The following is a 13,888-nucleotide window of genomic DNA, read 5'->3' as shown; positions in this document are numbered from 1 at the left end:
TTTTACCTTGAAAAGCGTTTATTACGAGGCAGATTAGCACTATTGGCTATCCCGACAGGCATAGCGTAATGCCACTGTGGGAAATTTCCTAGGCACGATCAGAAACCTCTGATGGATGTACAGGAATTCCCCCTTGCAGACTGGCCACCCTTTAACTGCGTGCGTGAATACCTGCAATGCAAGACTTGACTGTTCTGGTTCTGGAAGATGAGCCCTTTCAGCGCCTTGTCACTGTGACCGCGTTGGAGAAAGCGCTTTCGAGCCCCATCCTGCAAGCGGCGGACGGAGAAGAAGCCATTGCAGTGCTGGCTAGCAGTGATGCCGTGGACATCGTGCTCTGCGACCTGAAAATGGCCGGCATGGATGGCCTGGCGTTCCTGCGCCAGGCCAGCGGCAGTGGCAAAGTCGGTGCCGTGGTGCTGTGCAGCGAGCTTGATCCGCTGCTGCGCCACGCTACCGTGGCGATGATTCAATGCCTGGGGCTGACGTTTCTGGGCGACTTGGGCAAGCCATTCAAACTGGACGGGTTTCGCCAACTGGTCAAACGCTACCAAGAGCACCGCAGCGCAACGCCCAAGCGGTTGTCGCCGGCAGAGCTACCGACACTGAGCGATATGCAGCGCGGCCTGGACAACGGTGAGTTCGAAGCTTACTACCAACCCAAGATCACGCTTGACGGGCAACAGCTAGCAGGAGCAGAGGTACTGGCGCGCTGGGTACATCCGCAGTTGGGGGTGTTGCCACCTGGGCATTTTTTGCCAGTGATGGAGGCGCATGACCTGATCGATAGAATGTTCTGGCAGCTGTTCGATCAAGGCCTGGCCCTACAACAACGGCTGGCCGCAACAGGCCGGTCCATCAACCTGGCGTTCAACCTGCACCCCACCCAACTGGCCGGCGCCGAACTGACGGCGCAAATCAGCACCCTGCTCAAGCGTTCGCAGATACCCGCGGCCAGCGTAACGTTCGAAGTCACCGAAAGCGGGGTTATCAGTGCCCCGGCCAGCAGCCTGGAAAACCTTGTGCGACTGCGGATGCTGGGATGTGGCCTGGCCATGGATGACTTCGGTGCCGGCTATTCATCGCTGGCTCGCCTCAGTGAACTGCCTTTCAGCCAGATAAAACTTGATCGGGTGTTCGTCCACAAGATGCAAAGCCAGCCCAAAAGCGCGGCAATCATCAGCTGTTCGGTTGCTCTGGCTCAGGCACTGAGCGTTTCGCTGGTGGTGGAAGGCGTGGAAACCACTGAACAACAGGCTCGCTTGATCGAGTTGGGTGTCACCCTGGCACAGGGTTTTCTTTTTGCCCGGCCCATGCCAGAAGCTCACTTTATCGACTTCTTCGCAGCGCAAGAAGGTCGGGGAAAGTGAACATCAACGGCAGACACGACTTTGTACTATCATCACTCCAGCCCTGACGGCTCTACTGGCACCCTGGCTCTTGAAGAACAACCGTCAGTTAACGGACTCCCGTACTTCAAGCACACTCGGTCTTTTATCTCGCATGTTTCTACGTCCTTTCTGCCTGTTCGTCGGGCTGATTTTCTGTTGCACTTCGGTAGGAGCAGCATCGTTACCTCTGGCCCCGCAAGTGCTGTCCAGCCCATTGCATATCGATCGTCACGACATGACGATTTCTACCGAGGATTGGCATTGGCTGCGACATAAAGGCGAACTCAGGGTGGGTGTATCGGCCGGTGAGTCAGCGCCCTTCTCTGTCACTCCAGAAGGCTACCAGTACGAAGGCATAAGTGCAGACGTGACCGCCTTGGTTGCCCAACTGCTGGGCTTGCAAGCTAAGGTCGAGATTTTCGCCAGTGAGCAGGACGCCCGCAAGGCTTTGCAGGCAGGTAGCGTTGACATGATCAGCACCCACCGCCGCAGCGCATTGACGCCAGACCTGTTGCTGAGTATGCCGTACGCCACGGACCGGCTGGCGGTGTTCAAGCGCAGCGCTGAACGCCGACATTCGCCTAGCGACCTTGCAGGCCTGCGCGTCGCAATCACTGCGGAGCACAGCGCCGAACTCAAGCAACATTATCCACGCGCAATGCTGCAAGTTTACCCCGACCATGACAAGGCGATTGCTGCTGCCGCGTTCGGCCAGGCTGATGTGTACCTGGACGACCTCTACACCGCCTATTACCTGATCAACCGCTCATTTTACAGCCTTGTGCGTTTTGAACGTTTCGCCAAGGTGCGGGGGAAGGACTACAGCTATGCCATGCAGCCCGACAATACGCGATTGCAGCGGCTCGTCAACGCCGCTATCAAAGCCATTGGCGAAGATCAATTACGCAATCTGGCCAAACGCTGGGTGGGTAACAGTTTCATCCCCAGTGAAGCCCCCATCGGCCTTAGCGTTGAGCAAAAGCGTTGGATCGAGCGGCACCCGGTGGCACGGCTAGTGATCAATGATGACCTGGCACCTGGCGCTTATTTCGACTCGAACGGCACATTTTCCGGCGCGATTGCCGACATCCTCGAAGTGATCACCCTCAGTACCGGCCTGCATTTCGAAGTGATTTCGCGCCCCGGCGGCTTCCCACAGATCATCGAAGCCGTACAAAAGGGAAAGGCGGACCTGGCACTGATGACCGCAAGCCCCGAACGGGAAGAATACTTGCGCTTTACCCGACCATTAATCAATAGCCCGTTCGTGTTGCTCAGTAGCGTCGAGCAACAAGGCCAACTAGGTGATCTGGCCGACAAGCGTATTGCCGTGCCTACTGGCCACGTGGCAATCAAGCAATTGCGCAAGCAGTATCTCAAAGCCAGCATCATCGAAGCCGGCAGTTCGCTGGATGCAATGAACCTGGTGTATCAGGGCAAGGCCGAGGCAGCTATGGTGGCTTTGCCTGCCGCGCGTTACTACATTGAACGGCTGTTTCGCGAAAAGCTGGTTATCAACCAGATGCTGGATGTCGGGCCGGCAACGCTCAATTTCGCCATGCGCCGCAGCGACGTCGAGCTGCAGTCGATTATCGACACGATGCTGCAGAACACTGCACCGAATGAGCTCAATGAAATCTCCAACCGTTGGCGCTCGCCCCCGGGCATGAGCGGCCAAACCTGGATCGATTATGAACGCATGATCAGCCAAATCATTTCGGGTGCTTCGCTGCTGGTGTTGTTCGTCCTGGCCTGGGTGGTTTATCTACGCCGGCAGGTCAAGGCCCGTCTCAAAGCCGAGCGCATGCTCAATGACCAGTTGCAGTTTGTAAAAACGTTGACTGATAGCATGCCGCCCCCCCTGTATGTACGGGACCTTGAAGGCCGCATGCTGTCGTGCAACCGCAGCTACCTGAGAAGCGTCGGCCTGAGCGCCGAAGAGGTGCTGAACAAAACCGTGCATGAGTTACCCAAAGAAAACTTCGAGAGCCTGCCGGACTTTCATCAAAACTATCTACAGGCCATGAGCGACGGCCAGACCATCGAATCGGTCCACGCCGTTACCCTGCAAGGCCAAGCGGCATGGATCAACCACTGGGTGCAGCCTTTTCAGGACTCCACGGGCAAGACCAAGGGGGTCATTTGCGGCTGGCTGGATATCACCGACCACCGCCAGCTGGTGGAGCAACTGCAAGAGGCGAAAAAACGCGCTGACGATGCCAGCCGGGCCAAAACCAGCTTCCTGGCCACCATGAGCCACGAAATTCGCACGCCTATGAATGCGGTTATCGGCATCCTGGAACTTGCACTGAAACGAGCGCAAAACCAGCCGATTGATCGCTCGAGCATCGAGATTGCGCATAACTCGGCAAGAAGCCTGCTGGAACTGATTGGCGATATCCTGGACATCGCACGAATCGAGTCCGGGCGTTTAAGTTTGTCGCCCAAACGTGCAAACCTACGAGAGCTGGTTGAATCGGTGGCCAGGGTGTTCGAGGGGTTGGCCAGGCAAAAACGCCTGAGTCTGATTCTGGACATAGATTCGAGCATCAACTGCGATGTGTTGGTTGATGCGCTGCGCTTCAAGCAAATTTTGTCCAACCTGGTCAGCAATGCCATCAAGTTCACGGAAGAAGGCTCGATAACCGTGAGTATTTCCGGGCATCTGGTCGAAAACAGTGTGCTCAATGTTCACCTCAGCGTGAAAGACACCGGTGTTGGTATGAGCCCCGCCGACCAGCAGCACTTGTTCCGTCCCTTCGCGCAGGTGCAGCGCAACCAGCAGCGAACCGAAGGTACAGGGCTGGGCCTTGTGATCTGCCGTTCGCTGTGCGAAATGATGGGGGGCCAGGTGACCATGAGCAGCGCGGTGGGCCGTGGAACCTTGATCGATGTCGAGCTGCACCTTCAAGTACTGGACCGCGTCTACATCCCTCAAGTACCTGTCCTGCCGTCCTCCAAGCAGCGTTACTGTTTACAGGTACTGGTGGTGGATGATCACCAGGTCAATCGCCAGGTATTGCATCAACAGCTGAAATTCCTGGGGCATGACGTCTACGAAGCTGAAGACGGCCAACGTGCCTTTGAGCGTTGGCGCGAACAGCCCGTCGATGTCGTCATCACCGATTGCCACATGCCAGTGATGAATGGAGTCGACCTGGCACGTGCGATACGCCGGCATGAACGAGAGGAGGCACTGGAACCGACAGTGCTGATTGGCCTTACCGCCGACGCGCAGCCGGAAGAAGTTGAACAATGCATCAATGCCGGCATGAACGATTGTTTGATCAAGCCGATCAGCCTCGACGAGCTGGACGCGAGGTTGCTGGCACTGGCCCACAATGACGAAGCAGACAGCGAGTGCCCGCGGGTGACTGTGCCCGCAGAACCGGCCTCGCTGCAGCTGATTGACCTCGGGCCGCTGAAGTTGCTGCTTAACAATGACCCGATGAAGTTTCGCAAGATCCTCGACGAATTGATCCGCAACAACAGAAGGGATTGCCAGTTACTCAGGACACTGCTGGATGAAGGCGAGACCGATAAGTTAAGTGAACTGATTCATAGAATCAAAGGCGCCGCGCGTGTGGTGAAAGGCGAGCAACTGGTCGAAGCCTGCCGGCGATTCGAAATTGCCTGTACTGCCCCACTAACGTCTTCAGACCAACTGGACCAGGCGGTGCAGGAGGTGGAGGAGGCCATAAACGACCTGGAGCGCGCCCTTGAAACAGTCGAATAAGGGGCCGCTCACAGGCTATGGGAAAACTGGGGCATCTCAAAATTATCTCTAAACGGAAAAACCATTATCTAGAAAAATTTCGGTTCTCACGCCGTAAACACTGGTCAAAACCTGATCAACAGCTAACCACTATCTAAAAATACGTGCAACCCGAAGTGGAAAACTGCGAACCACAAAGTCAGAAACACGCAGATTCGTGGGAAAAAAGCGGGAACAAAAAAGCCCGCACAAGGCGGGCTTCTAGTGCCAGGTAGCGAGAAATCGCCATAGGCCAACTGATTCTGGTGCGGAGACAGACGGACGGTTGTTGGCCGTGAGGGTACGGTTTTCGCGGGGCTGGAATTTTGTGGATTTTTTGTCGTACCTCATAGCGTATCTATAAACAGATCAGCTAGTTATGGCTTTTAGTGGAATCGAATCGGGAGTTGCGGAGGTCCAGTGAGAGCTACGCCCACCCGCTTCAAACGCTACGTGAGGAACGGCGAAAACGACCCATTACGGCCATTTTCAGATGTCTGCTATCGACCAAAAGCAGTCCCTCGGGGATGCTGGTTAATGACTTCTTACGAGCAACAGTAGTAGCTGGCCAAACCAGGCCATGGACACGCTGCTAGCGGTTTCGTAATCTCCGCGCAGGCCATGTTGCTTTTTCTTACCACCTCATGTCGCGTTTCCACCGCTCTGAGCAAGCGGCTGAACGAGCTACCCATGGACCAGGGACATTATCAGGCAACATTGGTAAGAAGTGTTTCCCCGCTTGCGCCGTCTACTTTTAGCTAGGTAGCTGGTTTATTACGAGAAAGGAATGTCGATGTCAGATTGGCCAGTTGCACCAGACGAAGAAATCATGGGGCGCACAGGTGTCCATCTTGTTGGCATGAAAGTTCATCAAGATCTCAGGTGGATATTTAGGGAGCTCTCGTCTACAGACTTAGGAATAGATGGTGAGATAGAAGCCAGGCTAGATGATAACTCCAGTCACGGCAAAAGACTATCATTACAGATCAAATGCGGGCCAAGCTATTTAAAAGAAGAATCTGAAGAACACTTTATATACAGAGGGAATTACAAGCATCTCAGGTATTGGACTGAGCTCTCAGAACCAGTACTTATAGTACTATGCGATCCCGAATTGGGGTGTTGCTGGTGGCAGCATGTTGACATGCAAAATATAAATTTTCATGAAAAAGGTTGGAGCATTAAGATTCCAAAATCTCAACCTCTTTCAAGGCAATCAATAAAATTATTAACTAGTATTTCAAATCTATACAGAAAGGGCGACTTAATAGAACTGCTACTGAGAGATTGGTTTGGATGGCGATTTCAACACAAGATTCAGTTTGCTAGTGATCTCTCGATACCAAGAGACTATCACTGGCTTTCAATGCTAGCTCAAACAGGCACTGATTTCATCATGATTGATTACTTAACAGCGGATGTGGACGGATTCCCGCTTGAAGAAATTGAAGGAATGATGAAATACGCCGAGAGTAACTGCAGGGTCTACGGGTACAAGAATTTTTTTCTAGCATTTATTTCTGAGACACTTCATCACCTAGAAAAAATACCTGAACCAATCAAACTAAGCGGGCTAACAGTTCAATTTGTTCCCTTCCTACTCAGGAAAAGGAGTCTGGAGCTTAATGAAGTAGGCAAAGATAACTGCCTCATTGATACTTTCGAGTACGAATGGAGTGACGCGAATTATTGTCGTGTTGGTGAAATTGAGCGAAATATAAAATGGTCTGGAGACGTAGATCCATGCGTCTAACAAGTGGCAGCAACGGACCTACGGCCGCCGTGCCGAGAGTTAGGTGTCAGCCGCGTACACCATCGCCCGTGAATCGCCCCAGGTTTCGTGGACGCCCCCTACCCCTCAAAATCGAGGTGAGATAAAAGTCCGCTTCTGGTCCATGCCTGTCGGTGCTGACCGGCAGCCTTGGGTCGATTGCGGCTGTTCATGACTGGCCGCTATCGACCCATAGCTGCCAGTGGCAACAGGCAATAACGGCTAATAGCTGCAATTCGCGAGCGGCAGCTTAGAGGAAACTGCCAGAGGAATGACTCGGAGCCAACGCCCGCGATAATGCTAGAAACGCCCGGCCGGTTCCATTTCCGGAGCCCCCCCATAGCCACAATAAATTCGGCTGATTGGTATTACGGAGAAGTTTACTATTCCCCCAGAGTTAAATATCCGCAGTTTTAAGCATCTAGACTAGTCAATTCTACGGTGCGTTGAAAATATCGAGCTTGCATTCCTGAATATGTATTCATCTAGAGAGCCATTAGAGCTAGAAAGAAGCTTCGCGCCTTCAGTATTGCTGCCATATCTCATGGCTATGTAACTTGTAAGGTGCTGTTGGAGCCAGCCATCGTATTTCGGCATAGAGTTATCTGCTTTGCTTATCTCCATGCACAGAGCAGGCCAGTCAACGCCTGTAATCTTGATTATGTCTATATCCTTTTGTAGCGTGCAGCAGAATAACGCCCTATATAGGTCAGGCTCGTCTTCGCTTGTTTTGTGTTGATCTCTAATAAAGGCATAGTCAGCTGCATAATATAAGCTTGAGGTGAACATTGCGTTCGGCCTCATATTGGATATTGCTTGCCTTGAGCGCGCCCCATGATAGAGAACCTGGCCTGCACCCAGAGTAATTACTGGGAAGTTTAGAAGTGCTTCATCGACTAATTTCAAAGCAGCGGAATTCATGTTTCTCTCAACTGTGCAATTATGGTGATTCAATGCAAAATGGCCGCTCTTGGCCGATCGCAAATGAAAGATCTAGGCTGCAGCCGACCCCAAGCAGCCTTTCGCGGATGATCGCTATTGGCCAGTCGGGAAATTGAGCACGCCGGCGCTCAGCCGAGCCGTCGTACTCTGGGGACAAAGCAGAAGCATCAGGGGACACTCCGGCACATACGTTACATCTTGCAGTTCAAGAGGACTGATACCTTCTTGGTGGCAGATTTTTGGACGGGCACTTAATGTCGTTATTGTTGATAGACTGTAGAGATTGGGCGAATTTTTAACGAATATATGTCGACCTGAAGTAACTTTATGCATTAATTTCGGCCTCTGCACCAGTCTGCTGCTAAGTCGAGCGCTACATCCCAAGCTAGCAGGACATAAAAGAAAACTACCATTGCTAGAGTCTGTGTGAAAAGCCTGGATACTCGGTGATGCTGCGTTGAAAACAGCCTCGGAATGCTCATTTACAACCCGTAAACTCCGCTTCCTCGGCTGTTTTCGCCTTGCCTGACCTTCGTCTCAAGACTTTTCACACAGACCCTAGGTCACTCTCAAGATTTCGACAAAAAGTCAGCTCGCAGGTCTGTTCCGAGATCCAATCTAGTCGCATCTGCCGCTAACAACATCAGTCGACATAGAAAGCCTTCGTCATTTACGGAGTTTTTTAAGGCTGTTATCAAAGGAGGAACCGTATCCACGGGGTTATAAAGTTTAAATACTTCGGTGGAAGAAATCCTTACCCAAGCAGAGCGCTGCCAAATTGCAATCAAGGGTATCAAATCACTTTTAAGAAACGAGTGCGCGACTAGTTGCAACGATCTAATGCCCGCTAAGGCATAGTCTATAGGTTTTGGGTGAACGGTGGAGCGAAATACTGATAAGCTATCGATAAATATTTCTTCAAAATTCTTCGGCGGATTAGACCTTTCGTCACCCCCCATCCGTGAAAAAACAGTATTCTCCACTACCTCTGTACCGAATTGGGAAACCATAGCATTTTTGAGATTTTGGGTTAATTCGTAACGATGTTTGCTCGCGCACTTAATTACGTATGAAAATATTGCCTCTATAAAGAAGCCGTTAGAGCGACCGTCAAACTCTGCGAGATTTAATGTAGGAATAGGTTCGCGAGCAGGGTCTAGCATATCTAAATTAGATAGAGATCCTTGACTAGCTACAATAGACGCACTTTCTGCGAAGCGCTTAGCGCACTCGGGGAACTCCTCATGATTTAGGTCTTCCATATTAACTACAAGCTCTCTCATGCGCAGAATAAACTCTAAACTGAGTATGACGTTTTTACCCATTCTTTCACGGATTTGAGCCGCATAGCCAATATTAGTACGAGCCAAAACGTCTAATTTTGCGAGCATATACCAGGCTATGTCCATTGCAGCAATTGGATGCGTCGCAATGGCTTCTGGTGGTTCAGGATTACTGCAGCAGCCCGGGACCAACAGTATAGGTTTGCCCGCGACTTCCACGGGTATATCTTCTATACGTGACATAAGCCAGAGTAAAGTGTGACGGACGACATTGTGGCAGTAGATAGATCGCAAAGAGGTTCGGGGGTCGATACTCTCTAGCTCTGTCAGGGCTTGCCCAATCAAGATCAGCGATCTTTGCACACTTCCTGATTCGAAGGCTGCTACGGCAGCGTCAGCACCGAGTCCAATACCCATAACTTTCATGTCATGGAGGTCCACACTAGATGCCGAATCCCTGGCTTCCAGAAACCAGTGCTCCGCCTGGGGCCAATCGTTGGTCTTAGCTGCACTGATGGCAGCCTCTCGTAGAGCGAAAGCCCGCTCTATAAAGTTATCCTTACCAATAATATCAGCGATATCACGCAGGATTAATAATGCCTCAGGATGTTTCTGCGCGCGCCAGTAGATTTTAGCGCGTGCGCGTGCTAACAATACATCATTACCACATCTAGCTACTGCTTCATCGAGTATGCCAAGAGCTGCTTGCTGATCATTTGCATGCTCATCGAACATAACTGCTCTAGCAATCCAACACTGAATGGTGAGAGAAGGAACACCCCAATGCTGTGTGTAGTTTGCCATGCGAGAATAACGCGCTGCCGCATCTTTATAATCCAAGATCGTTCGATCCTGGGAGACCCAAGGGCCATTTACCAAAACGGAGAAGTCTGGCGTTGCATCCTGAATAAATTCTAGGTACGTTTCCCTGTCACTCGGTTCAAGCACGTTCAACTGACTGAAAATATTCTCCAGCACGGCAACACTTTCCAGCCCGGAGACCCCGACCGCGAAGAGCCCTGAAACTCCGCCGTGGGAACCGATATTCTGCTCTATAGCTTCGGAATTCAGGTCAAGCCCTAAAGAGTTACTTTGTATGAATTTTTGATATTCCTGCAGAATCGAAAACCAGTCACTTAGGTAGTTAGCGACACCTAAAAAGTTTAATACGACGAGCAAGCCGGATACGTAAATCGCATCTCTCTCAGGCCCCACTGGAAGTCGCGAAATCTCTCTGCGCAATGCCTCTACACATGCGGGTATCGTCTGCTTTGACTTAGCCGTTGCGAGCACTTTGAACTGAACCATACGAAGCATTACTGAAACATGTGTGTCTTGTGGGTAAATCAGACAATTTGTTTCAAATACGTGGAACAACGAAAAATTTTCGCTAAGGTATACAATGATAGATTCATCTACGGTCAATAGCTTCGCAGCCATCACGGCCAAAGTACCGGTGCTTTTACCAGTCAGGGCGTGAGTGATAATTCTGTCAATATCTTCGGCATTTATGTTTGAAGAGGAAATTAAATACCCTGCGATTCTGTTATGTATGCGAGTTTGAAGAGAGGGAGAAAGCATCTCTTTGCCAAACCGTGCCGCCAATGGTGAGATACGGTATTTATCCCTTCCAATGGTCTCCACCCATGGGCCAATCAGCGCATCAAGATTTTCGCCCGGAGTGCTCCCGGGTGGAGGTATTTCAGCGACGGTAAGAGCTAGATTCCGGTTGAAGTGTCCAATCAAAAGACTTAGGCGATACAGGAGATCTCTTGTTGGTTCTGGAAGCGCGGCCACAATTTTCCGGCGAGCACTATTTCTCTCCTCTTCGATATCCCCAGATGACAAGCCGGCCGATAGTAGCTGAAATAACTCAGAACTCGGCCAGTCTCTAGCTGCCATTCCTGCAACGAACGCATGTACCAACTGAGGGTGTCCAAAAGCGCCTGTGATATGAGCTAATTTCCCCCAGGCAGTTGGATTACCCCCGTGGATCAGCACTAACTGCTCCACCTCCTCTGTTGTGAAATACAAACATTCACGAGCGCAGTGGAGCGTCAGTCCAAGATTAGCGAGCTCCCGGCCAGTAGGCTTTTTATAGCAGGTAATCATTACCCCTACGTCGCGTCGCCCTAGAGCTTGAAGAACTTGACTTAGCAGCAATTCCACCTGGGGATTTTCATAGCAGTTCAGGTCCTCTAAGAGGATGAGCTGTGCTTGTAGCCCGCCCAGGCGAGAAAGCAATACATCGAGCCGGTTCGTTGCTTCCTCCGCATCTGCATCGCGAAAGTCAACCAAGAAAAAGCGGTCACTTATCTTCTCTGCAACAGCTCGGACTACATGAGTTTTCCCCACTCCGCTAGTGCCAGTAATAAAACAGGCACCCGCCTCGTTCAAGGCCCCCTCTATGCCTTTCTCCACAAGCGGACGTGATAGAAATCCCCGGGGTTTGGGAAGTGCTCGACCGTCGATGAGCCATCGCAATGTCAGTGTTACAACACTTGATTGGGTACCAACTCCTCCAAGGCTGCCGAGTCCGCCATTCAGCGCTGTTAGTCTATCGAACACTTTCCTAGAAATCGAGATTCGAGTAAATGCATCTATAGCTGCAATCAAGTCAGCACGTGTCAACGTGCGCTCTGAAGCGACTTTCCCAACACTCTTTTCAAGTACACGGTAAAGTAGTCCGTCTGCAATACCTTCACTTTCTGAAGCCGATAGCTGGAATCGCTCTCTTGCCACTACCACAAGACGCTGTGTGAACTCTCTGCGCAATGCTGCAAGATCTGGCTGGCCGCAGTTCCAGTGAATCCTCCGCAGCAAATCATTTCTCAGTTGCTCATCGTCTCGCGCCCGCACGAACACTCTAACCTGCTCAGCGAGAGATTCGCTTTCAAGAAAGCTACGCAGTGACGTCACGTCTCCGCTTTTTGCGATTGAACGCCAGTAAACTAATCCACGCCCCCCTAACGGAAACACAGTAGAGCCAGCCGACTCCTTGCCAATATCGGAAGTCGTGAAATACTCGAGATGAACTTCGATTGCAGGATTTTCATGACTCAACCGAACAAAGTTAGCAATCGCATCGCGGACACTCTTAGTGTTTAGAGTTACGGTAGTTGATGCGCGAGTGTCTTTAACCTGCACGGCTTTGAGAACATTATTAGCCATAGTAGCGTAGTCCTCTGCAACCTCGAGAAAAATCCGAGCTTGCTCACTAACATCCAGCCATGCTAATGCCGCTGCAGTCACCTGATAGGCGTACCCTCGTAGCGAGTCCACGGCTTGACGGGCGGTGTCAGCCTGCGGGATGAGTCCATCACTGCCTGCGGTGAATAGCTGCTCTTTGTCCATTTTCGCCGGAGAGGTCCATCTATATAGGGTTATCGTGCATTGCCCTAATTTTCTCAGCAATGCTTCTGAAGGATTTTATTGTAGCGGTTAAACGAAGCCGACCACCAATGGGGCGTGAATTTTAGCTATATAGAGGTGCCTGATGACCAAGCAATTCTAAGTTTCTTGTCCTTCGAGATCCCTACACTAAATCTCCCCGCCCTCCTTCCGAAGGGCAGCTTCTGGCCGTATGCAGCCCCTGACGAGGGTCCGCTTTGGATCGAAAGCGGTCACTCGCACAAGGCTGCTTTCCACCCAAAACAGCCATTGGTGAAGGACAGATATCGGCCAAAGCTGTCATTTGTCCACGGTCATTCGAAGAGGGTTGAGTTCACCCCCTCGCTTTGGCTGTATCTTTCAAGCGTTTTTCTAAAGCAGTTCTCCATGACCCCAATCTTTCGATGTCCTGTTCTAGTTCATCAGGTTCTGGTGTCGGAAGCCTTCCGACGGCCGTTGCCGCGTCATGCTCGAACTTGGAGCATTTGCTCATGCCGATATTGATCTCTTGGTAATCTTCGTCGGTCACAACAACAGACTTGAGACGCTGCGTTGATACACCCTCGCCGAACCGCTGAACAGCTCCGTTCAACAGAACTTCCTCGACACACCGCTCCCAAGCGAGGCGCAGTCGACCATAGCTTGCAGCGGTCAGGCGACGATGCTCATCGTCGTTCCCATCTTTCTGTGCTCTGCGAACATCAACCAACGCTTGCCGCAGTCTGGCCAGGCGGTCCTTGGTACCCACCACATCGAACGGCAGGTCCTGCGAGTGCACCCCATAACCTTGCGCGGTTCGACGAATGTAGTTCTTAGTCAGAGCAGCACCAAACTCCTCAACCTTCTGCTCAAGAATGCACAGGAAGTAGATGTCGTGGGTGAAGACGATTACTTGTCGAGTCAGCGACTCAATAGCTAAACGCTCCGCCACCTCCCAACGACGACGGTGATCTAACGATGAAACCGGATCATCCAGCACAATTCCACCACGTCCCTTACCAAGCCTGATCTCCGCAAGGAAAGAGGCAATGGCAATAGCGCGCTGCTCTCCCTCGCTAAGAATGGCTGCCGGGGTAGCCCCTCCAGGTAGTTGCAAAATCAGCTTGAACTGGGTCTTGCCTCCAGGGGACTCAGGCTTCATCACGACTTGAAGCTGATGCACCTTAAGGCGCTTGAGCTCTTCGTTCAGAGCGTCCGCAAGTTCCTGGCTAGCCGTAGTACGCGAGAGGTCGGTAGATTTTCTGGAGATAGCGCGTGCGTCTAAACCCTCAATGCATGCCTGAAGTTTGCTACACGCCTCATGCTTAGCAATTGCCTCCAGTACAGCGTCCTTAACCTCGCCCAACCTTACTCGTGC

At 51.6% G+C, this 13,888-nt stretch carries 6 protein-coding genes; 3 read left to right on the top strand and 3 right to left on the bottom strand.

Translation table 11 applies throughout. The features are described 5' to 3' along the window. The first annotated feature begins 176 nt into the window (after positions 1–176). The 3 genes from LVS58_RS21890 to LVS58_RS21880 all read left to right on the top strand — a co-directional run bounded on the left by LVS58_RS21890 (position 177) and on the right by LVS58_RS21880 (position 6,898). Positions 177–1,370, top strand: coding sequence for an EAL domain-containing response regulator (locus LVS58_RS21890; RefSeq protein ID WP_233692783.1), 1,194 nt, complete (start codon positions 177–179; stop codon positions 1,368–1,370). A 256-nt stretch (positions 1,371–1,626) separates the two neighbouring features. Next, positions 1,627–5,127 carry a transporter substrate-binding domain-containing protein gene (locus LVS58_RS21885; RefSeq protein ID WP_233692782.1) on the top strand — a complete coding sequence of 1,167 codons (3,501 nt, stop codon included), beginning with the start codon at positions 1,627–1,629 and terminating at the stop codon, positions 5,125–5,127. A gap of 811 nt (positions 5,128–5,938) precedes the next feature. Then, positions 5,939–6,898: a DUF4365 domain-containing protein gene (locus LVS58_RS21880; protein WP_158091475.1), complete on the top strand. Its 960-nt coding sequence runs from the start codon at positions 5,939–5,941 to the stop codon at positions 6,896–6,898. A gap of 444 nt (positions 6,899–7,342) precedes the next feature. Here LVS58_RS21880 and LVS58_RS21875 read toward each other — a convergent pair whose 3' ends face one another. From LVS58_RS21875 to LVS58_RS21865, 3 genes are all read right to left on the bottom strand, one after another. Then, a complete protein-coding gene (locus LVS58_RS21875) occupies positions 7,343–7,837 on the bottom strand; it encodes a hypothetical protein (protein WP_233692781.1) in 495 nt (164 codons plus the stop codon). Between the two features lie 590 nt (positions 7,838–8,427). After that, positions 8,428–12,495 carry an ATP-binding protein gene (locus tag LVS58_RS21870; RefSeq protein WP_233692780.1) on the bottom strand — a complete coding sequence of 1,356 codons (4,068 nt, stop codon included), beginning with the start codon at positions 12,493–12,495 and terminating at the stop codon, positions 8,428–8,430. A gap of 370 nt (positions 12,496–12,865) precedes the next feature. Beyond that, positions 12,866–13,888, bottom strand: a 1,023-nt coding sequence (locus LVS58_RS21865; protein ID WP_233692779.1) for an AAA family ATPase, incomplete at its 5' end; no start/stop codon positions are given.

This window comes from Pseudomonas sp. JR33AA (assembly GCF_021378985.1).
GTDB classification, from domain to species: domain Bacteria; phylum Pseudomonadota; class Gammaproteobacteria; order Pseudomonadales; family Pseudomonadaceae; genus Aquipseudomonas; species Aquipseudomonas alloputida.
Note: the sequence above shows the minus strand (reverse complement) of the source record. Positions and strands in the feature narration are given on the sequence as shown.

What these genes read in the sequence shown, in the direction of transcription:
- LVS58_RS21885 (WP_233692782.1), top strand. Translation starts at nt 1,627, where the DNA reads ATGACGATTTCTACCGAGGATTGGCATTGGCTGCGACATAAAGGCGAA.
- LVS58_RS21875 (WP_233692781.1), bottom strand. Translation starts at nt 7,837, where the DNA reads ATGAATTCCGCTGCTTTGAAATTAGTCGATGAAGCACTTCTAAACTTC.
- LVS58_RS21870 (WP_233692780.1), bottom strand. Translation starts at nt 12,495, where the DNA reads ATGGACAAAGAGCAGCTATTCACCGCAGGCAGTGATGGACTCATCCCG.
- LVS58_RS21890 (WP_233692783.1), top strand. Translation starts at nt 177, where the DNA reads ATGCAAGACTTGACTGTTCTGGTTCTGGAAGATGAGCCCTTTCAGCGC.
- LVS58_RS21880 (WP_158091475.1), top strand. Translation starts at nt 5,939, where the DNA reads ATGTCAGATTGGCCAGTTGCACCAGACGAAGAAATCATGGGGCGCACA.